Source organism: Mycobacterium bourgelatii, from assembly GCF_010723575.1.
GTDB lineage: Bacteria > Actinomycetota > Actinomycetes > Mycobacteriales > Mycobacteriaceae > Mycobacterium > Mycobacterium bourgelatii.
Map to the genome: position 1 here is coordinate 1965877 of NZ_BLKZ01000001.1, position 21898 is coordinate 1987774.

Consider the following 21898-nt stretch of genomic DNA (forward strand, 5'->3'; position numbering starts at 1 on the left):
GGGTTTATGCCACAAGGTAATCCGCCTGCGGTACCCGATGACGGCCTGACCACCCGGGCGCGCCGCAACACTCCGGTGCTTGCGGTACACACCGGCCCGGGTAAGGGCAAATCGACGGCGGCGTTCGGAATGGCCCTGCGGGCCTGGAACGCCGGACTCAGGGTCGCGGTCTTCCAGTTCGTCAAGAGCGCGAAGTGGAAAGTGGGCGAGGAAGCCGCATTTCGCCAGCTGGGGCAACTGCACGAAGAGCGCGGTATCGGGGCACCCGTGGAGTGGCACAAGATGGGCGCGGGCTGGTCATGGGTGCGCAAAGCCGGAAACGAAGAGGATCACGCGGCGGCCGCTGCCGACGGCTGGGCCGAGATCAAGGGGCGGCTGGCGGAGCAACGCCACGACTTCTACGTGCTCGACGAGTTCACCTATCCGCTGAAGTGGGGGTGGGTGGACCTCGACGATGTGGTCGAGACGTTGCTGGCCCGGCCCGGCCATCAACACGTGGTGATCACCGGCCGCGACGCCCCCACCCGACTGGTCGAGGCCGCAGACCTGGTGACGGAGATGACCAAGGTCAAGCATCCGATGGACGCAGGACGCAAGGGCCAGAAGGGCATCGAGTGGTGAGCGTGCCCGTTCGTCACCGCGAGGGCGCGCATTTGCACACCGACACGCCGTTGCGGCTGGCATTTTGCGCGCGCTCGCGCTCGCGGCCCGAGGCAGCACAGTGACGGCCACCCCCGCGGTGGTGATCGCCGCCCCCGCCTCGGGCAGCGGAAAGACCACGGTGGCAACGGGTCTCATCGGGGCGCTACGGCAGGCTGGGCACACGGTCGCGCCGTTCAAGGTCGGCCCGGACTTCATCGACCCCGGCTACCACACGTTGGCCGCGGGACGGCCCGGACGCAACCTCGACCCGAATCTGGTGGGGGAGCGCCTGATACGGCCGCTCTACGCGCATGGTGCACAAGGCGCGGACGTCGCGGTCATCGAAGGGGTGATGGGGCTTTTCGACGGGCGCATCGACCCGGTGGCGACGACGTCCGCGACGGGGTCGACCGCGCACGTGGCCGCCCTGCTGGGCGCCCCGGTCATCCTGGTTGTCGACGCCCGTGGCCAGAGCCACAGCATCGCCGCTCTCTTGCACGGGTTTTCGACCTTCGACACCGCGACCAGAATCACCGGCGTCATCCTCAACCGGGTCGGGTCGCCCAGGCACGAGGAGGTCCTGCGGCAGGCCTGCGAACAGACCGGCGTCCCGGTTCTCGGCGCCATTCCGCGCACCGCCGACATGGAAGTCCCGTCGAGGCATCTGGGACTGGTTACCGCCGTCGAATACGGCCGCCGCGCGCAGCTGGCGGTCGAGGCGATGACGGCGCTGGTCGCCCGGCATGTCGATCTGAACGCCGTTGCCTCCTCAGCCGCCGTCGGGCCAGCCAGTCCGGCCTGGGACCCGGTGACCGCCGTCGGAGACACAGCCGACGCCCGCGCCACCGTCGCTCTGGCCGCCGGCAAGGCGTTCACTTTCGGATACGCCGAGCATGCCGAGCTGCTGCGCGCCGCCGGGGCCGACGTGGTTGAGTTCGACCCGCTGAGCCAGACGCTGCCGGAAGGAACCGACGCGCTGGTGTTGCCCGGCGGATTCCCCGAGCAGTTCGCCGCGGAGTTGTCCGCCAACGACGTCGTCCGCAACCAGATCAACGACCTCGCCGCCGCCGGCGGGCCGGTGCACGCCGAATGCGCGGGGCTGCTTTACCTGGTTTCCGATCTGGACGGGCACCCGATGTGCGGGGTCCTGCGCGCCTCGGCACGATTCACCCCGCGCCTCAAGCTCGCCTACCGCGACGCAGTCGCCGTCGCCGATTCGACTCTGTACTCGGCGGGCCAGCGGGTGGTCGGCCACGAATTCCATCGCACCGAAGTCACGTTCAACGACAGCTATCTGCCGGCCTGGGTGTACCCGGACAACGCTGCAGCGCACGATGGCGTGATCCACAACGGTGTGCACGCGGCCTACCTGCACACTCACCCGGCTGCGACACCGGAAGCGGTCGCTCGGTTCGTAGCCCACGCCACTACTAGGCTTGGCCGGTGACCGAGAACCCCTATCTGGCCGGATTGCGGCTGGCTGGCAAGAAGGTCGTCGTCGTCGGCGGTGGCTCGGTCGCCCAGCGCCGCCTGCCACTGCTCATCGCCAGCGGCGCGGACGTGCACGTCATCTCCCGCAGCGCCACGCGAGCGGTCGAGGCGATGGAGGGGATCACCCTGCAGGTGCGCGAGTACCGCGACGGCGATCTCGACGGGGCCTGGTACGCGCTCGCGGCCACCAACGACGCGCAGGTGAACGCCGCCGTCGTGGCCGAAGCAGACCGCCGCCGGATTTTCTGCGTGCGCGCCGACGTCGCGGTGGAGGGCAGTGCGGTCACTCCGGCGACGTTCGGGTACGCCGGGTTGTCGGTGGGAGTGCTCGCCGGCGGGGAGCACCGGCGCTCGGCGGCGATTCGATCGGCCATCCGCGAGGCCCTGCAACAGGGCCTGATCAGCGCAGATAGCGAGGACGTCGGGCGCGGCGGGGTGGCGCTGGTCGGTGGGGGACCGGGCGATCCCGAGTTGATCACCGTTCGCGGCCGTCGCCTTCTCGCGCAGGCCGACGTCGTGGTCGCCGACCGCCTTGCACCGCCGGAACTGCTCGCCGAACTGGCGCCGCATGTAGAGGTCATCGACGCCGCCAAGATCCCCTATGGCAGGGCGATGGCCCAGGAGGCGATCAACGAGGTAATGATCGACCGGGCGCGCTCTGGCAAATTCGTCGTCCGCCTTAAAGGGGGCGATCCGTTCGTATTTGCGCGCGGTTATGAAGAAGTATTGGCGTGCGCCGAAGCCGGAATTCCGGTGACCGTAGTGCCGGGTGTGACAAGTGCCATAGCTGTGCCCGCTTTGGCCGGTGTTCCGGTCACTCATCGGGCCACAAATCACGAATTTGTCGTGGTCAGCGGCCATCTGGCGCCCGATCATCCCGAATCGTTAGTGAATTGGGACGCTTTAGCAGCAATGCGGGGCACCATTGTTTTGCTGATGGCGGTCGAAAGAATCGAACTTTTCGTCGCCGCATTGCTGAAAGGCGGTCGACCTGCGGAAACGCCGGTACTTGTGGTTCAGCACGGAACAACACCGGCTCAGCAGACGTTGCGGGCGACCCTCGCAGACACGCCGGAAAAGGTCCGCGCAGAGGGTATTCGACCTCCCGCGATCATCGTCATAGGGGCTGTCGCAGCGTTCGGGGCTTTAAACAATTCTTAAGATTACTGTAAGGTAACCTGCTATGACGGCTCTCAACGACACAGAGCGCGCTTCCCACCAATGGAGTTCCGACCGGCATGATCCGTCGGCTACCGCGCGCCCGACTCGCTCGGCGGAGACCGCCTCGGAGCGTATTCGCAGGTATTACCCGACGTGGCTGCCCTCGCGCCGCTTCATCGCCGCAGTAATCGCGATCGGCGGAATGCAGTTGCTGGCCACGATGGACAGCACCGTCGCCATCGTCGCGCTTCCTAAGATTCAGGACGAGCTGAGCCTCTCCGACGCCGGCCGCAGCTGGGTCATCACCGCCTACGTTTTGACCTTCGGCGGGCTGATGCTGCTCGGCGGCCGGTTGGGCGACACCATCGGCCGTAAGCGGACCTTCATCGTCGGCGTCGCACTGTTCACCATTTCCTCGGTGCTGTGCGCGGTGGCCTGGGATGAAGTGACGCTGGTCATCGCGCGACTTTCCCAAGGTGTGGGATCCGCGATCGCCTCGCCCACCGGTCTGGCGCTGGTCGCGACCACCTTCCCGAAGGGCCCGGCGCGTAACGCCGCCACCGCGGTGTTCGCCGCGATGACGGCCGTCGGGTCGGTTATGGGCCTGGTGGTCGGCGGCGCGCTGACCGAGGTCTCGTGGCGACTGGCGTTCCTGGTGAACGTGCCGATCGGCTTGGTCATGATCTACCTGGCCCGCACCGCGCTGCGGGAGACCAACCGCGAGCGGATGAAGCTCGACGCCGCAGGCGCCATGCTGGCCACCCTGGCCTGCACCGCCGCCGTGTTCGCGTTCTCGATGGGCCCGGAAAAGGGCTGGGTCTCGACGATCACCATCGGTTCGGGCGTGGTGGCCATCGCCGCCGCCATCGCCTTCGCCATCGTGGAGCGCACCGCCGAGAACCCGGTTGTGCCCTTCGACCTGTTCCGCGACCGCAACCGCTTGGTCACCTTCGCGGCGATCCTTCTGGCCGGCGGCGTCATGTTCAGCCTGACCGTCTGCATCGGCCTGTACGTGCAGGACATCCTCGGTTACAGCGCGTTGCGCGCGGGTATCGGCTTCATCCCCTTCGTGATCGCGATGGGAATTGGCCTGGGCGTGTCCTCGCAGCTGGTGTCGCGGTTCTCACCCCGGGTGCTGACGATCGGTGGCGGCTGGCTGTTGCTGGGCGCGATGATCTACGGCTCGATGTGCATGCACCGCGGTGTGCCTTACTTCCCCAACCTGGTGTTGCCGATCGTCGTTGGCGGCATCGGCATCGGGATGGTGGTCGTGCCGCTCACCCTGGCGGCCATCGCAGGGGTCGGCTTCGACCAGATCGGCCCCGTATCGGCGATCGCGCTGATGTTGCAGAGTTTGGGCGGGCCGCTGGTGTTGGCCGTTATCCAGGCGGTCATCACCTCGCGCACCCTGTACCTGGGCGGCACTACCGGCCCGGTGAAGTTCATGAACGACGTGCAGATCGGCGCGCTGGACCACGGCTACACCTACGGGTTGCTGTGGGTGGCCGGTACGGCCGTCATCGTCGGCTTTGCCGCGCTGTTCATCGGCTACACGCCGGAAGAGGTTGCCCACGCGCAAGAGGTCAAGGAAGCGATCGACGCCGGCGAGCTGTAATCCTCGCCTTCGCCTCACGCACGTACTCCTCGCGAGCGTCACGCCAGCGCGCAGGGTTCGTACTAGGACGCCCAGCCATGCGATGGCGTGACGTTCGACGCATCACCCCGACCAGTAGGCTGGCCCGCTGTGATTACCCGGATGTCCGAGTTGTTCCTGCGCACCCTGCGCGACGATCCCGCAGACGCCGAAGTGCCCAGCCACAAGCTGCTGATCCGGGCCGGTTACATCCGGCCCGTCGCGCCCGGGCTGTACAGCTGGCTCCCGCTGGGCCTGAAGGTGCTGCGCAACATCGAGCGCATCGTGCGCGACGAGATGAACGCCATCGGCGCCCAGGAGATCCTCTTTCCCGCGCTGCTGCCGCGTGCGCCGTACGAGACGACCAACCGTTGGACTGAGTACGGCGACGGCGTGTTCCGGCTGCAGGACCGCCGCGGCAACGACTACCTGCTGGGCCCGACGCACGAAGAGCTGTTCACGCTCACCGTGAAGGGCGAATACAGCTCGTACAAGGACTTCCCGCTCACGCTCTACCAAGTGCAGACCAAATACCGCGACGAGGCACGGCCCCGGGCGGGCATTCTGCGGGCGCGCGAGTTCGTCATGAAGGACTCGTACTCCTTCGACACCGACGCCGCCGGGCTGAAGGCCGCCTATGACGCTCACCGCGAGGCCTACCAACGCATCTTCGACCGCCTGCAGGTCCGCTACGTCATCGTGTCCGCGGTGTCCGGCGCGATGGGCGGCAGCGCCTCCGAAGAATTCCTCGCCGAGAGCCCGATCGGCGAGGACACCTTCGTCCGGTGCCTGGAATCCGGCTACGCCGCCAACGTCGAAGCGGTCGTCACCCCCGCGCCCCCGGCGCAACCGATCGACGGAATGCCCCCGGCGGAGGTTCACGACACCGGCGACACCCCGACCATCGCCACGCTGGTGGACTGGGCGAACCAGGCCGACCTGGGCCGCACCGTGACCGCCGCGGACACCCTGAAAAACGTCCTGCTCAAGGTCCGCCAGCCGGGCGGGGACTGGGAGCTACTGGCCATCGGCGTGCCCGGCGATCGCGAGATCGACGACAAGAGGCTGGGCGCGGCCCTCGAGCCGGCCGAGTACGTGTTTCTCGACGACGCGGATTTCGCCAAGTACCCGTTCCTGGTGAAGGGGTACATCGGTCCGAAAGCGCTGCGCGACAACGAGGTTCGCTACCTGGTCGATCCCCGGGTGGTGGACGGCACCAGCTGGATCACCGGGGCGGACGAACCGGGCAAGCACGTGGTCGGCCTGGTGGCCGGGCGCGACTTCACCGCCGACGGGATCATCGAGGCCGCCGAGGTACGTGAGGGAGACCCGTCACCCGACGGTGCCGGGCAGCTGACCATGGCGCGCGGCATCGAGATCGGGCACATCTTCCAGCTCGGCCGCAAGTACACCGATGCGTTCAACGTCGACGTCCTCGGTGAGGACGGCAAGCCGGTGCGGCTGACCATGGGCTCCTACGGCATCGGCGTTTCGCGCCTGGTTGCCGTCGTCGCCGAGCAGCAGCACGACGAGCTGGGCCTGCGCTGGCCGTCGTCCATCTCGCCGTTCGACCTGCACCTGGTGATCGCGAACAAGGACCCCGAGGCTCGCCTGGGTGCCGAGAAGCTGGCGGCCGACCTGGACAAGGTGGGTGTCGAGGTGCTGCTGGACGATCGTCAGGCCTCACCGGGGGTGAAGTTCAAGGACGCCGAACTGCTCGGCGTGCCGTGGATCGTCGTGGTGGGCCGAGGTTGGGCGGACGGTCGCGTCGAACTGCGCAACCGCTTCGCGGGCGAGACGACCGACCTGGCCGTCGGTGATTCGCTCGTCAGCGACATCCTGCGACTACTGGCGCAATGACTCTGCGCTGAGGGCGACGTCTACTCGCACAACGTCGCCCTGGACGCAGCGCCAACGCCCAAAGGACTACTCGTTGCCGCCGGGGAAGGCCGCGGTGATGGGCCAGCCGCCCAGCACCTTGTTCCAGCGGGACGCCATCACGGCGCTTTCGGTCAGGGCCGTCGCGGCAAACGCGCGGTCGTCGGCGGTGTCAGCGTGCTCCACCACGGCCCGCCAGGCCGTCGCACCGTCGTTTTCCATCCGCGCGGCCAACCGCGCCGCGTCGGCGGCGCTGGCCACCAGCATCGGCAGTTGGTAGCCGGCGGCGGCCACCGGCGCGTTGGCCTTGCGGGCCGTCAGCATGGAGATGACGTCGTCGCGACGCTGGCGGTGTTGGTTCAACGCCTCCACCACCAGGTCGTTGACGCTGGGCGGCGACAGGGCGGACACGATGCCGTAGCCGTAAATGGTGGCGTGTTCGATGCTCAGCGCGTCAGCCAGCGCCTCGGCGGCGGCCTCTTTGCCCGTGGTGATGCCGCCCGGAGACCGCTTGGGTGAGGCTCCCGGCGTCGGTTCGAAGGAGGTCATATCGACGGCCCTCCGGGCACCAGCGCCACCGAGTAGGACGCCGTGCAGGACGCGGCGATCGAGGCCAGCAACCCCGCCCGGTAGCCGGACGAGGTGGTCAGCAGGCGACTTGCGCCCTCCGCCGACGTGCGCAGGGAATCGATCACGTCGGACACCGTCGGCGGGGGTGGCGGGGGTGTCTCCGGGTCGGTGGAACTGGGACTCGCGCTCGAGCTGCTCGTTTCGCTCGTGGAGGAGACGAGCTTGCCCGCTGCGCGAGCTATCTCGGTGGCGAGAGCACGGGCATGGGCGGCACGCTGGCTGGCCACCACGGACAGCGCCGCGGCGACCTGCGGCGGCATACCTATCGCCGCGGCCGCGGCCGAGGCCAGCGCACTGTCGTGGCGGGCCTGGTCCAGCGGTCCGAGCAGCTCTTCGACCGGTGGCGGCTTGGGGGGCGTCTCGTCACAGGCGGATACCAACCCAAGTGCAGCAAGAGCGGCACCGCCGGCGAGCACACCCCGCCGAGTAATGACGGGTACGGCTCTGGGCACCACAACATCCTGCCATCAGAAGCACCCGCGAACGCGGTCGGCACGACCGGTCACGACCCGTAGGACGCCCGGCTGCGGGATGCCCTGCGACGATCACGACGTCATTTGTAAATCCTGGCGTATCGTTGATAGCTGGCTCTCCCGGATGCCTCCCAACACCAGATGTCCGGACAACTCAAGATGAGGAGCTCGCCGTGACCACCGGGCTACCGTCGCAGACGCAGGTGATCGAGCTGCTCACCGACGAGTTCGCGCGCGCGGGCTATGAGATCGAAGATGTGGTTATCGACACCCGCGCCCGGCCCCCGCGCATCGCCGTGATCGCCGATGGCGACACCGCCCTGGACCTGGACACGATCGCCGAGTTGTCGCGTTCGGCATCCGCCCTGCTGGACGGCCTGGGCGACAAGGGGGAGGCATACGTGCTCGAAGTAAGTTCGCCCGGCGTGGACCGCCCGCTGACCAGCGAAAAGCACTTCCGACGGGCGCGTGGACGCAAGGTCGAGGTGGTCCTTTCCGACGGGTCGCAGCTGACCGGACGGGTCGGTGAGACGCGCGGCGACACCATAGGGCTGGTCATCCGGGAAAAGCGGGATTTGACGGTGCGGGAGATCCCGTTGCCGGAGATCGTGAAAGCCGTCGTACAAGTTGAATTTTCACCACCCCCGAAAGCTGAGCTAGAACTGGCGGGAGTGGGTCAGGCCGCGGGAACGGAGGCCGAAGCATGAACATCGACATGGCCGCACTGCATGCCATCGAGGTGGACCGGGGCATCTCGGTCAACGAACTTCTCGAAACGATCAAGTCCGCGCTGCTCACTGCCTACCGGCACACCCAGGGCCACCAGAACGAGGCGCGCATCGAGATCGACCGGAAATCCGGTGTCGTCCGGGTGATCGCCCGGGAGACCGACGAAGACGGCAATCTCATCAGCGAATGGGACGACACCCCCGAGGGTTTCGGTCGTATCGCGGCCACCACCGCGCGCCAGGTGATGCTGCAGCGGTTCCGCGATGCCGAGAACGAGCGCACGTACGGTGAGTTCTCCACCCGGGAGGGCGAGATCGTCGCCGGGGTGATACAGCGCGACAGCCGGGCCAACGCCCGCGGCCTTGTCGTCGTGCGGATGGGTACCGAGACCAAGGCCTCGGAGGGCGTGATACCCGCCGCGGAGCAGGTGCCGGGCGAGAGCTATGAACACGGCAACCGGCTGCGCTGCTACGTGGTGGGGGTGACCCGCGGCGCCCGCGAGCCGGTCATCACGCTGTCGCGAACCCACCCCAACCTGGTTCGCAAGCTGTTCTCGCTGGAGGTGCCCGAGATCGCCGACGGCTCGGTGGAGATCGTGGCCGTGGCACGGGAGGCCGGACATCGCTCCAAGATCGCCGTGGTGTCCCGCGTTCCCGGGCTGAACGCCAAGGGGGCCTGCATCGGCCCGATGGGACAGCGGGTGCGCAACGTGATGAGCGAGCTCTCGGGCGAGAAGATCGACATCATCGACTACGACGAGGATCCGGCTCGCTTCGTCGCCAACGCGTTGTCGCCGGCCAAGGTGGTTTCCGTCTCGGTCATCGACCAGATGGCCCGGGCGGCTCGCGTGGTGGTTCCCGACTTCCAGCTGTCGCTCGCCATCGGGAAGGAAGGCCAGAACGCCAGGCTGGCGGCCCGGCTCACCGGGTGGCGGATCGACATCCGCGGGGATTCCCCCGGGCAACCGTCGGGCCATCCCGAGCATGGCGCGAGCCGGGGCATGGCGCACGAGCGCTGACCGCCGGCTTAAATCTTCCGCCCTCAAATTTCCCGCCCTCAAAACGCCGAAGTAAAGATGCGTCAGCGTCACACCGTCGGGTGGTTCTGACCATTGGCCGGGTGACGCTAGACTTAGCCGTGATCCAGCGCGAGCCTTCGGTCTCGGCGCACCGACGCCCGGATAGTCCCAGCGGACCCGTGCGGACGTGTGTCGGTTGCCGGAAGCGAGAGTTGGCCGTCGAACTGCTTCGAGTGGTGGCGGAGTCGAACGGGAACGGCGCGTACGCCGTAATCGTTGACACAGCCAGAAGACTGCCCGGGCGGGGTGCCTGGCTGCATCCCGTGGAGCAGTGCGTACAACAAGCGATTCGGCGGCGAGCTTTCACCAGAGCGCTGCGCATCACCGGTTCGCCGGACACATCCGCGGTAGTCGAGTACGTGAACAAGCTCGGCCACCGGCCAAAAGAACAGGTAGCAACGAACATGAGCACACCGTGAAGTCCCGATGACCATGCGTCATAGCTAAACCCGAGGCGCGGCCCACTGCTGTCGCCTCATAGACAGGAGATGTAGTGGCAGGTAAGGCCCGCGTACACGAGTTGGCAAAGGAACTCGGTGTCACCAGCAAGGAAGTCCTCGCCCGGCTGAGCGAGCAGGGCGAATTCGTCAAATCAGCATCGTCAACGGTGGAGGCGCCCGTAGCGCGCCGGCTGCGCGAGTCGTTCGGCGGCGGTAAGGCGGCCGCCGCGAAGGAAGCCGCACCGGCCGCGCCGGCCAAGGCCCCCGCCAAAGCCCCCGACAAGTCGCTCGAGCAAGCTCTCGACTCGGCGATCGAAAAGGCGGCGGGCAACGGCGCACCAACCCCCGCACCGGCCAAGCCGGCTGCCCCTCGACCTGCGGCGCCCGCGGCCCCGCCGGCTCCGGCGGCGAGCGCGGCGGCCCCGGCTGCGCCGACCCAACCGACGCCCGGAAAGCCCGCGGCGCCGACGCCCGGACCCAAGCCCGGTTCGCAGGCGCCACAGCCCGGTGCGACTCCGGGCCCGCGGCCCGGCCCGCCGGTCCCGAAGCCAGGCGTTCGCACGCCGCGCGTCGGCAACAACCCGTTCTCGTCGGCTCAGCCGGTCGACCGGCCTATCCCGCGTCCGCACCCGCAGGCCCCACGGCCCGGAGCTCCCCGGCCGGGTGGGCCACGTCCGGGCGGTGCTTCGCCCGGCAACATGCCCCCGCGTCCCGGCGGTGCCGCAGGCGGGCCGCGCCCGCCGCGTACCGGCGCGCCCCGGCCCGGTGGCGCCCGCCCCGGTGGACCTGGTGGCGGTCGCGACGGCGGCGGCGGTAACTACCGCGGCGGTGGTGTCGGAGCCGCGCCCGGTGGTGGCGGTGGTGGCGGCGGCTTCCGCGGTCGTCCCGGCGGCGGTGGTCCCGGTGGTGGCGGTGGTCGTCCCGGTCAGCGCGGTGGCGCGGCGGGCGCGTTCGGTCGTCCCGGCGGCGCCCCCCGGCGTGGCCGCAAGTCGAAGCGGGCAAAGCGCGCCGAGTACGAGAACATGCAGGCGCCGGTCGTCGGCGGCGTTCGGTTACCGCACGGCAACGGCGAGACGATCCGCCTGGCTCGCGGGGCTTCGCTGAGCGACTTCGCCGACAAGATCAACGCCAACCCGGCCGCGCTGGTGCAGGCGCTGTTCAACCTCGGTGAGATGGTCACGGCCACCCAGTCGGTGGGCGACGAGACGCTCGAACTGCTGGGCAGCGAGATGAACTACAACGTTCAGGTCGTCAGCCCCGAGGACGAGGACCGCGAGCTGCTCGAGTCGTTCGACCTGACCTACGGCGAGGACGAGGGCGGCGAGGAAGACCTGCAGACCCGTCCGCCGGTGGTCACCGTCATGGGTCACGTCGACCACGGCAAGACCCGCCTGCTGGACACCATCCGCAAGGCCAGCGTCCGCGAGGGCGAGGCGGGTGGCATCACCCAGCACATCGGCGCCTACCAGGTTGCTGTCGAACTCGACGGCACCGAACGTCTCATCACGTTCATCGACACCCCCGGTCACGAAGCGTTCACCGCCATGCGTGCCCGTGGCGCCAAGGCCACCGACATCGCGATCCTGGTGGTCGCGGCCGACGACGGCGTGATGCCGCAGACGGTGGAGGCCATCAACCACGCGCAGGCCGCCGACGTGCCGATCGTGGTGGCGGTCAACAAGATCGACAAGGAAGGCGCCGACCCGGCCAAGATCCGCGCCCAGCTCACCGAGTACGGCTTGATTGCCGAGGAATTCGGCGGCGACACGATGTTCGTCGACATCTCCGCCAAGCAGGGCACCAACATCGAGCAGCTGCTCGAGGCGGTGCTGCTGACCGCCGACGCGGCGCTGGACCTGCGGGCCAATCCCGACATGGAAGCCCAGGGTGTGGCCATCGAGGCGCACTTGGACCGCGGTCGCGGCCCAGTGGCAACGGTGCTCATCCAGCGCGGCACGTTGCGCGTGGGCGACTCGGTGGTCGCCGGCGACGCCTACGGCCGCGTCCGCCGGATGGTCGACGAGCACGGCGATGACATCGAGGCGGCGCTCCCGTCGCGTCCGGTCCAGGTGATCGGCTTTACGTCGGTGCCCGGCGCGGGTGACAACTTCCTGGTCGTCGACGAAGACCGCATCGCCCGGCAGATCGCCGACCGGCGTAGTGCCCGCAAGCGCAACGCCCTGGCGGCTCGCAGTCGCAAGCGGATCAGCCTGGAGGACCTGGACTCGGCGCTGAAGGAAACCAGTCAGCTGAACCTGATCCTCAAGGGCGACAACGCCGGTACTGTCGAGGCGCTGGAAGAGGCTCTGATGGGTATCGAGGTCGACGACGAGGTGGCCCTGCGCGTCATCGACCGCGGTGTCGGTGGCATCACCGAGACCAACGTCAACCTGGCGTCGGCATCGGATGCGATCATCATCGGCTTCAACGTGCGCGCCGAAGGCAAGGCGACGGAGCTGGCCAATCGCGAAGGCGTCGAGATCCGCTACTACTCGGTGATCTACCAAGCGATCGACGAGATCGAGCAGGCCCTGCGCGGCATGCTCAAGCCGATCTACGAGGAAAACCAGTTGGGTCGCGCCGAGATCCGGGCGATCTTCCGGTCTTCCAAGGTCGGCATCATCGCGGGTTGCCTGGTCACCTCCGGTGTGGTGCGCCGCAACGCCAAGGCCCGGCTGTTGCGGGACAACATCGTGGTCACCGAGAACCTCACCATCAACTCGTTGCGCCGCGAGAAGGACGACGTGACCGAGGTCCGCGAAGGCTTCGAGTGCGGTTTGACGTTGGGGTACTCCGACATCAAGGAAGGCGACATCATCGAGTCCTTCGAGCTGGTGCAGAAGGAGCGCGCCTGACCACAGCCGCCACACAGTGGGGGCACCCCAGCCGCGTAGCGGATTTGGGGGACCGAGCGATGAGGAGAGGCGGTGAACCCGAATGGCTGACCCAGCCCGCGCACGTCGGCTGGCCAAGCGGATCAGCACGATCGTCGCTTCGGCGATCGAATACGAGATCAAGGATCCGGGGCTGGCCGGGGTGACCATCGTCGACACCAAGATGACGGCCGACCTGCACGATGCGACCGTGTACTACACCGTTATGGGCCCGACGCTGGACGACGAGCCGGATTACGATGCGGCCGCGGCAGCACTCGAGCGTGCCAAGGGAGTACTTCGTTCTAAGGTGGGTGCGGGCACGGGAGTGCGTTTTACTCCCACGCTGACCTTTACTCGGGACACCACTTCCGACAATGTGCTTCGGATGGAAGAGTTGTTGGCTCGGGCCCGTGCCGCGGACGAGGATCTGGCGCGAGTACGAGTCGGTGCAAAGCCGGCGGGGGAGGCCGATCCTTACCGGGCGGGGGGCCCACAAGGATCTGAAGGAGCATCAGCTGACCCCGAGGACCCTGGTGACGACGACCGACCCGAAGACTGAACCATCCCGGGCAGCCCGGGTCGACGCCGTCGGCGCCGCGAAACTACTGGCTGCGGCCGACCGGGTCGCGGTGATCTCTCACGTTCACCCCGACGCCGACACCATCGGCGCGGGTCTGGCGCTGGCCTTGGTGCTCGAGGATTGCAACAAGGGGGTCGAGGTCAGCTTCGCCGCGCCGGCGACGCTTCCGGAATCGTTGCGTTCGCTGCCCGGCTGCCATCTGCTGGTCAGCCCCGATTCGATGCGGCGCGACGCGGATTTGGTTGTCACTGTCGATGCTCCGAGCGTCCACCGGCTGGGCAGCCTTGGCGATCTGGTCACCGCCGATGGTCAGGAGGTGCTGGTGATCGACCACCATGCCTCCAACCGCATGTTCGGCACCGCGAACTTCGTCGACGTGGAAGCCGATTCGACCACGATGATGGTTGCCGAGGTGCTCGAAGCCTGGGGCCAGCCGATGGACTCCCGCGTCGCGCACTGCATCTACGCGGGGCTGACCACCGACACCGGATCTTTCCGCTGGGCCAGCCCGCGCGCCCTGCGGCTGGCGGCTCAACTGGTTGAGATAGGCGTGGACAACGCCGCCGTCAGCCGGTCACTGATGGACAGTCACCCGTTCGGGTGGTTGCCGATGCTGTCCCGGGTGCTGGGATCGGCGCGGCTGCTGCCGGACGCGGTGGGCGGACGCGGGCTGGTCTATGTCGTCGTCGACAACCAGGACTGGGTCTCCTCCCGTCCCGAGGAGGTCGAAAGTATCGTCGACATCGTGCGCACCACTCAGCAAGCCGAGGTGGCGGCCGTCTTCAAAGAGGTTGACCCGCAACGTTGGTCGGTGTCCATGCGCGGTAAGAACGACATCGATCTGGCGGCGGTCGCATCCAAGTTCGGCGGCGGCGGCCACCGACTGGCCGCCGGCTATTCGGCCTCCGGTTCGATCGATAACGTCGTCGCCTCCCTGTGCGCGGCTCTGGGCTGACGGCCCTTGACTGAAGGGCCAGTCGAGCCAGGCGCCGGGCGACCGGCCGCCGGTGGGCGGCAAATCGCCGCGCTCGCGCTGCCCGCGCTGGGTGTATTGGCGGCTGAGCCGCTGTATCTGCTGTTCGACACCGCGGTCGTCGGTCGCCTCGGGGCGGTTTCGCTGGCCGGTCTGGCCATCGGCAGTCTGCTGCTCAACTTTGTCGGTTCGGGAGCGACGTTCCTGTCCTACGGCACGACGGCGCGCTCGGCGCGCCGCTTCGGGGCCGGCGACCGCGTGGGGGCAGTCGCCGAGGGGGTACAGGCCACGTGGCTGGCCCTGGCGCTGGGTGTGCTCGTGATCGTCGTGGTGGAGGCCGTAGCCGTGCCGCTGGTGTCGGCGATCGCGGGGGGCGAGTCCGGGGGCCAAGCGATCAGCGCCGCGGCCCTGCCCTGGACACGGATCGCGATCCTGGGTGTGCCGGCGATTCTCGTCTCGCTCGCGGGTAACGGTTGGATGCGCGGAGTGCAGGACACGGTGCGTCCGCTGCGTTATGTGGTGGCGGGGTTCAGCCTGTCGGCAGTGTTGTGTCCGTTGCTGGTGTATGGCTGGCTGGGGTTTCCACGCTGGGGTCTGGCCGGGTCGGCGGTCGCCAACGCGACCGGTCAGTGGCTGGCGGCGGTGTTGTTCGTAGGCGCGCTGCTGGCCGAACGGGTGCCGCTGCGCCCGGACCGCGCCGTGCTGCGCGCGCAGGTGGTGATGAGCCGCGATTTGTTCGTGCGGACCATGGCATTCCAGGCCTGCTTCATCTCGGCCGCGACCGTGGCCGCCAGGTTCGGCGCGGCCGCATTGGCGGCGCACCAGGTGGTGCTGCAGCTGTGGAGTTTTCTTGCCCTGGTTCTCGATTCGTTGGCCATTGCCGCGCAGGCGTTGGTGGGTGCGGCGCTGGGTGCGAGCGACGTCGCGCACGCCAAGTGGGTGGCGTGGCGGGTGACAATCTTCTCGCTGTTGGCGGCCGCGTTACTGGCGGTCGGCCTGGGGGTGGGCGCAGACGTGCTGCCCGACCTGTTTACCGATGACCGGTCGGTCCTGGCTGCCATCGGGGTGCCCTGGTGGTTCATGGTGGCCCAGCTGCCCATCGCCGGCATCGTTTTCGCGCTGGACGGGGTACTGCTCGGCGCCGGCGATGCGGCGTTCATGCGCACCGCCACCGTCGCCAGCGCCCTGATCGGCTTTCTGCCGCTGATCTGGCTGTCACTGGTGTTCGACTGGGGGCTGACCGGCATCTGGACCGGGCTGAGCACATTCATCGTGTTGCGACTGATCTTCGTCGGATGGCGGACGGTGTCCGGACGGTGGGCGGTGACCGGGGCGGCGTAACGCCTCGCGCGCCCAACCCGCCGTTACACTGCGCGCATGACAAGGCTGGCCTGGACGCCGCCACGGTCCCGGCAGCGGTCCTGGCAGGACTATGCGTTGTTCACCGTCCTGGTCGGACCCAACGTGGCGTTGTTGGCGTTGTTCATCTACCGCCCGTTGGCCGACAACATCCGGCTGTCGTTCTTCGACTGGAACATCTCCGACCCGGCGGCCGATTTCATCGGGCTGTCCAACTACGCCGAGTGGCTCACCCGGGCGGATACCCGGCAGATCGTGCTCAACACCGTGGTGTTCACGTCCGCGGCCGTGATCGGTTCAATGGTGCTCGGCCTGGTGCTGGCAATGCTGCTCGATCAACCGTTGCGGGGTCGAAACCTGGTGCGCTCGACGATCTTCGCCCCGTTCGTGATCTCCGGTGCGGCGGTGGGCCTGGCGGCCCAGTTCGTCTTCGATCCGCATTTCGGCCTGATCCAAGACCTGTTACATCGCATCGGGGTTGGTGTGCCCGACTTCTACCAGCGGCCCCACTGGGCGATGTTCATGGTCACCGTCACCTACATCTGGAAGAACCTCGGCTACACGTTCGTCATCTACCTGGCCGCGCTGCAGGGGATCCGCCGAGACCTGTTGGAGGCGGCCGAAATCGACGGCGCCAGCCGGTGGGGAATCTTTCGCCGGGTGCTGCTGCCGCAGCTGCGTCCCACCACCTTCTTCCTGTCGATCACGGTGCTGATCAACTCGCTGCAGGTGTTCGACGTGATCAATGTGATGACCCGGGGCGGCCCGCTGGGCTACGGCACGACGACCATGGTGTACCAGGTGTATCTGGAGACCTTCAGGAATTTCCGGGCCGGATACGGGGCCACCATCGCAACGATCATGTTCCTCGTCCTGCTGGCCATCACGTACTTCCAGGTGCGGGTCATGGATCGGGAGCAGCGGCTGTGAGCATCACCCGGGTGAAGGCGAGTCGGGGGGCCGCGCAGCTGCTCGGGTATGCGGCGATGCTGTTGGTGGTCGCGATGATCGCCGGACCGCTGCTGTTCGTCTTCTTCACCTCGTTCAAGGACCAGCCCGACATCTATTCGCAGCCGACGACGTGGTGGCCGCCGCGCTGGCATCCGCGGAACTATCAGATCGCCACCGGGCAGATCCCGTTCTGGACCTACCTGCGCAATTCGGTGATCATCACCACCGCACTGGCATCGGTGAAGTTCGTCCTCGGCGTGCTCAGCGCGTTCGGGCTGGTGTTCGTGGATTTCCCGGGCAAGAACGTGGTGTTCTTGGTCATCATCGCTGCGCTCATGGTGCCCAACCAGATCACCGTGATCTCCAACTACGCCTTGATCTCTCAACTCGGCCTGCGCAACACATTCCCGGGCATCATCCTGCCCCTGGCCGGCGTTGCATTCGGAACTTTCTTGATGCGCAACCACTTTCTGTCGCTTCCCTCGGAGGTCATCGAGGCCGCGCGGATGGACGGCGCCCGGTGGTGGCAACTGCTGCTGCGGGTCGTGTTGCCGATGTCCGGGCCGACCATGGTCGCCTTCGGTGTCATCACCGTGGTCAACGAATGGAACGAGTACCTGTGGCCGTTCTTGATGTCCGATGACGAGTCGGTGGCGCCGTTACCGGTGGGCCTGACCTTCCTGCAGCAAGCCGAGGGTGTGACGAACTGGGGCCCGGTGATGGCGGTGACACTGTTGGCGATGCTGCCCATCCTGCTCATCTTCATTGCGCTGCAACGGCAGATGATCAAGGGCCTCACCTCCGGCGCGGTCAAGGGCTGACGCGCCATGACCGTCTTGAACCGCAGAAGTTTCCTGTCGTTGGCGGGCGCGGCCGTGCCCGGAATGCTCGCCGGCTGCGCTGGGATGGGCGGCAGCTCCGGCGAGAAATCGGGATCGGGTCCGATCACGTTCTGGTCCAACCACCCCGGCCAGTCCGCCACGATGGAACGAGAACTCATCGCCCGGTTCCAGAGCCGGTTTCCCGGTTTGCAGGTCAAGCTGATCGACGCCGGCGCGGACTACGACGAGGTGGCGCAGAAGTTCAACGCGTCGCTCATCGGCATCGATGTGCCCGATGTCGTTGTCCTGGACGATCGTTGGTGGTTCCACTTCGCCCTCAGCGGTGTCATCGCCCCGCTCGACGATCTCTTTGGCCAAGTCGGCGTCGACACCGCGGATTATGTGGACTCGTTGCTGGCCGACTACGAATTCGACGGCCGTCACTATGCGCTGCCGTATTCGCGTTCGACGCCGCTCTTCTACTACAACAAGTCCGACTGGGCGCGGGCCGGTCTGCCCGACCGCGGACCGCGCAGTTGGCAGGAATTCGACGAATGGGGCCCCCGGCTGCAGCAGGTCGTCGGCTCCGGACGATGGGCGCACGGCTGGCCGAACGCCGAGCGGATCTCCTGGGTATTCGAAGGGCCGAACTGGGCGTTCGGCGGCGCTTACTCCGACAAGTGGACCCTGAAGTTCACCGATCCGAAGACCATCGAGGCCGGAAACTTTTATCGGGATTCCATCCATCGCAGGCGTTATGCCGCGATCGCCAACGACAACGCCAACGAGTTCGCCACCGGCATTCAGGCCTCGACCCTGGCGTCGACGGGCGCGCTGGTCGGCATCACCCATTCCGCCCGAGTCGATTTCGGTGTTGCGCCGCTGCCGACCGGGCCCGGGGGAGCACCCGGTTGCCCGACCGGCGGGGCCGGGCTGGCAATACCGGCAAAGCTCTCCCCGGAGCGAAAGCTCAACGCGCTGCGGTTCATTGAGTTCGTCACCAACCCGCAGAACACCGCCTACTTCAGCCAGCGCACCGGGTATCTGCCGGTGCGCAAGTCCGCCGTCCACGACCCTAGCGAGCAGAGATACCTGGACGAGAACCCCCGGGCCCGGGTGGCGCTCGACCAGCTTCCGCACACCAAGCCGCAGGATTACGCGCGCGTGTTCCTGCCCGGCGCTGACCGCATCATCTGCGCGGGGCTGGAATCCATTGGGCTGGAAGGGTCCGACGTGACCGATACGTTCACCGACATCGAAAAGCAGCTGGGCGTCATCTACGACCGCCAGATCAAACGAAAGTTGCCCCGACATGGCTAGCGTGCAGTATTCGTCGGTCACGCACCGTTACCCCGGTGCGGACGCTCCGGCGATCGAGAACCTGGACCTCGAGGTTGCAGACGGTGAATTCCTGGTCCTTGTCGGCCCGTCCGGCTGCGGCAAGTCGACCACCCTGCGCATGCTCGCCGGGCTGGAAACCGTAGCGAGCGGCCGAATCACCATCGGGGATGTGGACGTGACGCACCTGCCGCCACGCGCCCGCGATGTCGCGATGGTGTTTCAGAACTACGCGCTGTACCCGAATATGACGGTGGCGGCCAACATGGGCTTCGCGCTGCGCAACGCCGGTGTGTCGCGCGCCGAAACGCGGCGTCGGGTGGAAGAGGTCGCCACCATGCTGGAATTGACTGAGCTGCTTGACCGTAAGCCGGCGAAGCTCTCCGGTGGGCAGCGGCAACGCGTGGCGATGGGGCGGGCGATCGTGCGCCGGCCCCAGGTGTTCTGCATGGACGAACCGCTGTCGAACCTGGACGCCAAATTGCGGGTGAGCACCCGATCGCAGATCTCGGGTTTGCAGCGCCGCTTGGGTACGACCACCGTCTACGTCACCCATGACCAGGTGGAGGCCATGACGATGGGGGACCGGGTCGCCGTACTCAAAGACGGTGTGCTGCAACAGATCGACACGCCGCGAGCGCTGTACGACGACCCGGTCAACACGTTCGTGGCGACGTTCATCGGAGCGCCGGCGATGAACCTCATCGAGGCCGTCGTGGCCGACGGGATGGTGAAGTCGCCCGATTTAGCGATACCGGTGCCGCGTCAAGCCGCCGGCCAGCAGAGGGTGCTGCTCGGGGTGCGGCCCGAATCCTGGGATGTCGCCTCGGCGGAAACCCCGGGCGCGCTGACCGTCGTCGTGGAACTGGTGGAGGAACTGGGTTTCGAATCCTTCGTCTACGCAACGCCTGTCGAGCGCGACGGATGGTCGTCACGGGCGCAGCGCATCGTGTTCCGCACCGATCGGCGCACTTCGGTGCAGTTGGGTGACACGTTGTCGATCGTGCCGCACGTGCAAGAGCTGTGCTTCTTCGACGTCGCGACCGAGACGCGGATCGGCTGACGAGTACGGCGGTTCGTTGAACGTGTGGTGTATGTCCGAAAAGTGTTGGGATTTGGGCCATATGGCCCACATTGGGCGGAAGGGTGGGGGAGGCCACGCGCCCCCGCATACCAAGCGCAGCGTAAGCCCCGCTAACGCACCTGGGAACGCCCGCGTTGCAGCACGGCCTCGCGGTTGGCCGCGATGTCCTCCGGGCTGGTCCGAAACTGCCGCGCCGCCGACGCTTCCAGCCACAGCCCAGAACCGGTCTGCGACTCGTCGATGCGGTGATACGACGCCAGCAACGCTCGTACCGCGTTCTGGTTGTTGCCGACGATGGACGCGGCGACCTTGCGGGCGGTGGGTAGCAGTTGGTCATGCGGCACGACCTCGGTGACCAGGCCGGCCCGCAGCGCGTCGGCGGCTGAGAGGTAGTCCCCGGTCATGCTCATCCGTCGGGCCAGGCCGACGCCCACCTTCTGCGGCAGCCGCACGCTGAGCCCCCAGGTGGGCAGCAGGCCGACCCGCGCGTGGGTGTCGGCGAACCGCGCGTTCTCCGAGGCGATCAAAATGTCGCAGTACAGCGCCAACTCGAGGCCGCCGGTGACCGCGACGCCGTTGATGGCGCCGATCACCGGTTTGGTCATCTCCGGCCAGCGCGGCGAGATGTCGGGCAGCGCCGTCTGTTGGCCCAGCTCTTTGAGGTCCAGACCGGCGCAAAACGCCGGGTCGGCGCCGGTGACGATGACGACGTCGACGTCGTCGTCGGTTTCCGCCTGGGCGAGAGCGGCGAAGAACTTGCTCCGCAGCGCCGCGGACAGGGCGTTGCGAGCCTGCGGACGGTTGAGGGTCAGGGTGCGCACTCGGTCGTCGGTGTCGATCAGCAGGATGTCGTCGGTCATACAGTCACCGTAGAGGGTCGCCTACGGCGTTCCAGGCTTGCGGTTCGGTGCGCGCCTATCGTGGGACGCATGTGCCGAAACATCACCGAACTGCGCGGGCTGGAACCCCCGGCCACCCACCAGGAGATCGCGGCGGCGGCACGTCAGTACGTGCGCAAGGTCAGCGGCATCACCCGTCCGTCACCGGCCAACGCCGAAGCGTTCGAAGCCGCGGTAGCCGAGGTCACCGCAACGACCGCCCGCCTGCTGGACGCGCTGCCCGCACGACGTCAGCCACCCAAGAGCGTCCCGCCGTTGCGCCGCCCCGAGGTCGTCGCCCGAATCGCCGCAGCCCAGTCGTGACCCCCTCCGTGACGCCCGCGCTCAAGGAGTGGAGCGCGGCCGTGCACGCGCTGCTGGATGGGCGCCAAACCATCCTGCTGCGCAAGGGCGGCATCGGTGAAAAGCGGTTCGAGGTCGCGGCGCGGGAGTTCCTGCTGTTCCCGACGGTCGCGCACAGCCATGCCGAGCGCGTCCGGCCCGAGCACCGAGATCTGCTGCCCGCGGCGGCCGCCGACAGCACCGACGAGCAACTGCTGGTCCGGGCCGCGGCGAAAGTGGTTGCGGCGCTACCCGTCAACCGCCCCGAAGGCCTGGGTGACATCGAGGATCTGCACATCTGGACCGCCGAATCGGTGCGGGCCGACCGGCTGGACTTCCGGCCCAAACACAAACTGGCCGTGCTGGTGGTGTCCGCGATCCCGCTGGCCGAGCCGGTGCGCATCGAGCGCACCCCCGAGTACGCCGGGTGCACCAGCTGGGTGCAACTCCCGTTGACGCCGGCGCTGGCCGCGCCGGTGCACGATGACGCGACCCTGTCCGCCGTCGCCGCCCGTGTCCGCGAAGCCGTCGGCTGAGCCGA

General features: G+C 67.5%; 21 protein-coding genes. 18 read left to right on the top strand and 3 right to left on the bottom strand.

Annotated elements, in window-relative coordinates; all coding sequences use genetic code 11:
• Positions 1-6 precede the first annotated feature (6 nt).
• The 5 genes from cobO to G6N68_RS08780 all read left to right on the top strand — a co-directional run bounded on the left by cobO (position 7) and on the right by G6N68_RS08780 (position 6787).
• Positions 7-621, top strand: coding sequence for a cob(I)yrinic acid a,c-diamide adenosyltransferase (cobO, locus tag G6N68_RS08760; protein ID WP_163710500.1), 615 nt, complete (start codon positions 7-9; stop codon positions 619-621).
• A gap of 100 nt (positions 622-721) precedes the next feature.
• Positions 722-2089: a cobyrinic acid a,c-diamide synthase CobB gene (locus G6N68_RS08765; RefSeq protein ID WP_163710503.1), complete on the top strand. Its 1368-nt coding sequence runs from the start codon at positions 722-724 to the stop codon at positions 2087-2089.
• Positions 2086-3294 carry a uroporphyrinogen-III C-methyltransferase gene (cobA, locus tag G6N68_RS08770; RefSeq protein ID WP_163710506.1) on the top strand — a complete coding sequence of 403 codons (1209 nt, stop codon included), beginning with the start codon at positions 2086-2088 and terminating at the stop codon, positions 3292-3294. The genes G6N68_RS08765 and cobA overlap by 4 nt, the downstream gene beginning before the upstream one ends.
• A gap of 22 nt (positions 3295-3316) precedes the next feature.
• The gene (locus G6N68_RS08775; protein WP_163710509.1) at positions 3317-4909 is read left to right on the top strand and encodes an MFS transporter; all 1593 of its coding nucleotides are present in this window, start codon (positions 3317-3319) and stop codon (positions 4907-4909) included.
• A 129-nt stretch (positions 4910-5038) separates the two neighbouring features.
• Positions 5039-6787 carry a proline--tRNA ligase gene (locus G6N68_RS08780; protein WP_163710512.1) on the top strand — a complete coding sequence of 583 codons (1749 nt, stop codon included), beginning with the start codon at positions 5039-5041 and terminating at the stop codon, positions 6785-6787.
• Between the two features lie 66 nt (positions 6788-6853).
• Here G6N68_RS08780 and G6N68_RS08785 read toward each other — a convergent pair whose 3' ends face one another.
• Together G6N68_RS08785 and G6N68_RS08790 are read right to left on the bottom strand one after the other, a co-directional pair.
• Positions 6854-7354, bottom strand: coding sequence for a ferritin-like domain-containing protein (locus tag G6N68_RS08785; protein WP_163710517.1), 501 nt, complete (start codon positions 7352-7354; stop codon positions 6854-6856).
• On the bottom strand, positions 7351-7887 hold the full coding sequence (locus G6N68_RS08790; RefSeq protein WP_163710520.1) for a hypothetical protein: 537 nt from the start codon (positions 7885-7887) through the stop codon (positions 7351-7353). The genes G6N68_RS08785 and G6N68_RS08790 overlap by 4 nt, the downstream gene beginning before the upstream one ends.
• Positions 7888-8081: 194 nt before the next feature.
• Here G6N68_RS08790 and rimP point away from each other — a divergent pair, with 194 nt between their 5' ends.
• From rimP to G6N68_RS08845, 11 genes are all read left to right on the top strand, one after another.
• Positions 8082-8615 carry a ribosome maturation factor RimP gene (gene rimP / locus G6N68_RS08795; protein WP_163710523.1) on the top strand — a complete coding sequence of 178 codons (534 nt, stop codon included), beginning with the start codon at positions 8082-8084 and terminating at the stop codon, positions 8613-8615.
• Positions 8612-9655, top strand: coding sequence for a transcription termination factor NusA (gene nusA, locus G6N68_RS08800; RefSeq protein WP_163710527.1), 1044 nt, complete (start codon positions 8612-8614; stop codon positions 9653-9655). Before rimP ends, nusA begins: the two co-directional genes overlap by 4 nt.
• Before the next feature lie 236 nt (positions 9656-9891).
• Positions 9892-10134, top strand: coding sequence for a YlxR family protein (locus G6N68_RS08805; RefSeq protein ID WP_308494660.1), 243 nt, complete (start codon positions 9892-9894; stop codon positions 10132-10134).
• Positions 10135-10208: 74 nt separating this feature from the next.
• Positions 10209-13010, top strand: a complete 2802-nt coding sequence (infB, locus tag G6N68_RS08810; protein ID WP_163710529.1) for a translation initiation factor IF-2 — start codon at positions 10209-10211, stop codon at positions 13008-13010.
• 82 nt (positions 13011-13092) lie between these two features.
• Positions 13093-13590 carry a 30S ribosome-binding factor RbfA gene (rbfA, locus tag G6N68_RS08815; RefSeq protein ID WP_163710532.1) on the top strand — a complete coding sequence of 166 codons (498 nt, stop codon included), beginning with the start codon at positions 13093-13095 and terminating at the stop codon, positions 13588-13590.
• Positions 13565-14566 carry a DHH family phosphoesterase gene (locus tag G6N68_RS08820; protein ID WP_163710536.1) on the top strand — a complete coding sequence of 334 codons (1002 nt, stop codon included), beginning with the start codon at positions 13565-13567 and terminating at the stop codon, positions 14564-14566. Before rbfA ends, G6N68_RS08820 begins: the two co-directional genes overlap by 26 nt.
• Positions 14567-14572: 6 nt before the next feature.
• On the top strand, positions 14573-15925 hold the full coding sequence (locus tag G6N68_RS08825) for an MATE family efflux transporter (RefSeq protein WP_163710539.1): 1353 nt from the start codon (positions 14573-14575) through the stop codon (positions 15923-15925).
• A 36-nt stretch (positions 15926-15961) separates the two neighbouring features.
• Positions 15962-16873, top strand: coding sequence for a carbohydrate ABC transporter permease (locus G6N68_RS08830; protein ID WP_163710542.1), 912 nt, complete (start codon positions 15962-15964; stop codon positions 16871-16873).
• A 56-nt stretch (positions 16874-16929) separates the two neighbouring features.
• Positions 16930-17715, top strand: coding sequence for a carbohydrate ABC transporter permease (locus G6N68_RS08835; protein ID WP_163718365.1), 786 nt, complete (start codon positions 16930-16932; stop codon positions 17713-17715).
• A gap of 6 nt (positions 17716-17721) precedes the next feature.
• Positions 17722-19035, top strand: a complete 1314-nt coding sequence (locus tag G6N68_RS08840; protein ID WP_163710545.1) for an ABC transporter substrate-binding protein — start codon at positions 17722-17724, stop codon at positions 19033-19035.
• Entirely contained in the window at positions 19028-20116 is a 1089-nt protein-coding gene (locus tag G6N68_RS08845) for an ABC transporter ATP-binding protein (RefSeq protein WP_163710549.1), read from the top strand. Before G6N68_RS08840 ends, G6N68_RS08845 begins: the two co-directional genes overlap by 8 nt.
• A 131-nt stretch (positions 20117-20247) precedes the next feature.
• On the opposite strand, the gene G6N68_RS08850 is transcribed toward G6N68_RS08845, so the two are convergent.
• Entirely contained in the window at positions 20248-20997 is a 750-nt protein-coding gene (locus G6N68_RS08850) for an enoyl-CoA hydratase (protein ID WP_163710552.1), read from the bottom strand.
• Between the two features lie 69 nt (positions 20998-21066).
• On the opposite strand from G6N68_RS08850, the gene G6N68_RS08855 reads away from it, so the two are divergent.
• Entirely contained in the window at positions 21067-21339 is a 273-nt protein-coding gene (locus G6N68_RS08855; RefSeq protein ID WP_163710557.1) for a DUF2277 domain-containing protein, read from the top strand.
• A gap of 8 nt (positions 21340-21347) precedes the next feature.
• Positions 21348-21893: a DUF1802 family protein gene (locus G6N68_RS08860; RefSeq protein ID WP_163718368.1), complete on the top strand. Its 546-nt coding sequence runs from the start codon at positions 21348-21350 to the stop codon at positions 21891-21893.
• Positions 21894-21898 lie beyond the last annotated feature (5 nt).

Coding starts and splice junctions, on each gene's coding strand:
- cobO (WP_163710500.1), top strand. CDS start 7: ATGCCACAAGGTAATCCGCCTGCGGTACCCGATGACGGCCTGACCACC.
- G6N68_RS08775 (WP_163710509.1), top strand. CDS start 3,317: ATGACGGCTCTCAACGACACAGAGCGCGCTTCCCACCAATGGAGTTCC.
- G6N68_RS08785 (WP_163710517.1), bottom strand. CDS start 7,354: ATGACCTCCTTCGAACCGACGCCGGGAGCCTCACCCAAGCGGTCTCCG.
- nusA (WP_163710527.1), top strand. CDS start 8,612: ATGAACATCGACATGGCCGCACTGCATGCCATCGAGGTGGACCGGGGC.
- rbfA (WP_163710532.1), top strand. CDS start 13,093: ATGGCTGACCCAGCCCGCGCACGTCGGCTGGCCAAGCGGATCAGCACG.
- G6N68_RS08830 (WP_163710542.1), top strand. CDS start 15,962: ATGACAAGGCTGGCCTGGACGCCGCCACGGTCCCGGCAGCGGTCCTGG.
- G6N68_RS08835 (WP_163718365.1), top strand. CDS start 16,930: ATGCTGTTGGTGGTCGCGATGATCGCCGGACCGCTGCTGTTCGTCTTC.
- G6N68_RS08840 (WP_163710545.1), top strand. CDS start 17,722: ATGACCGTCTTGAACCGCAGAAGTTTCCTGTCGTTGGCGGGCGCGGCC.
- G6N68_RS08845 (WP_163710549.1), top strand. CDS start 19,028: ATGGCTAGCGTGCAGTATTCGTCGGTCACGCACCGTTACCCCGGTGCG.
- G6N68_RS08850 (WP_163710552.1), bottom strand. CDS start 20,997: ATGACCGACGACATCCTGCTGATCGACACCGACGACCGAGTGCGCACC.
- G6N68_RS08855 (WP_163710557.1), top strand. CDS start 21,067: ATGTGCCGAAACATCACCGAACTGCGCGGGCTGGAACCCCCGGCCACC.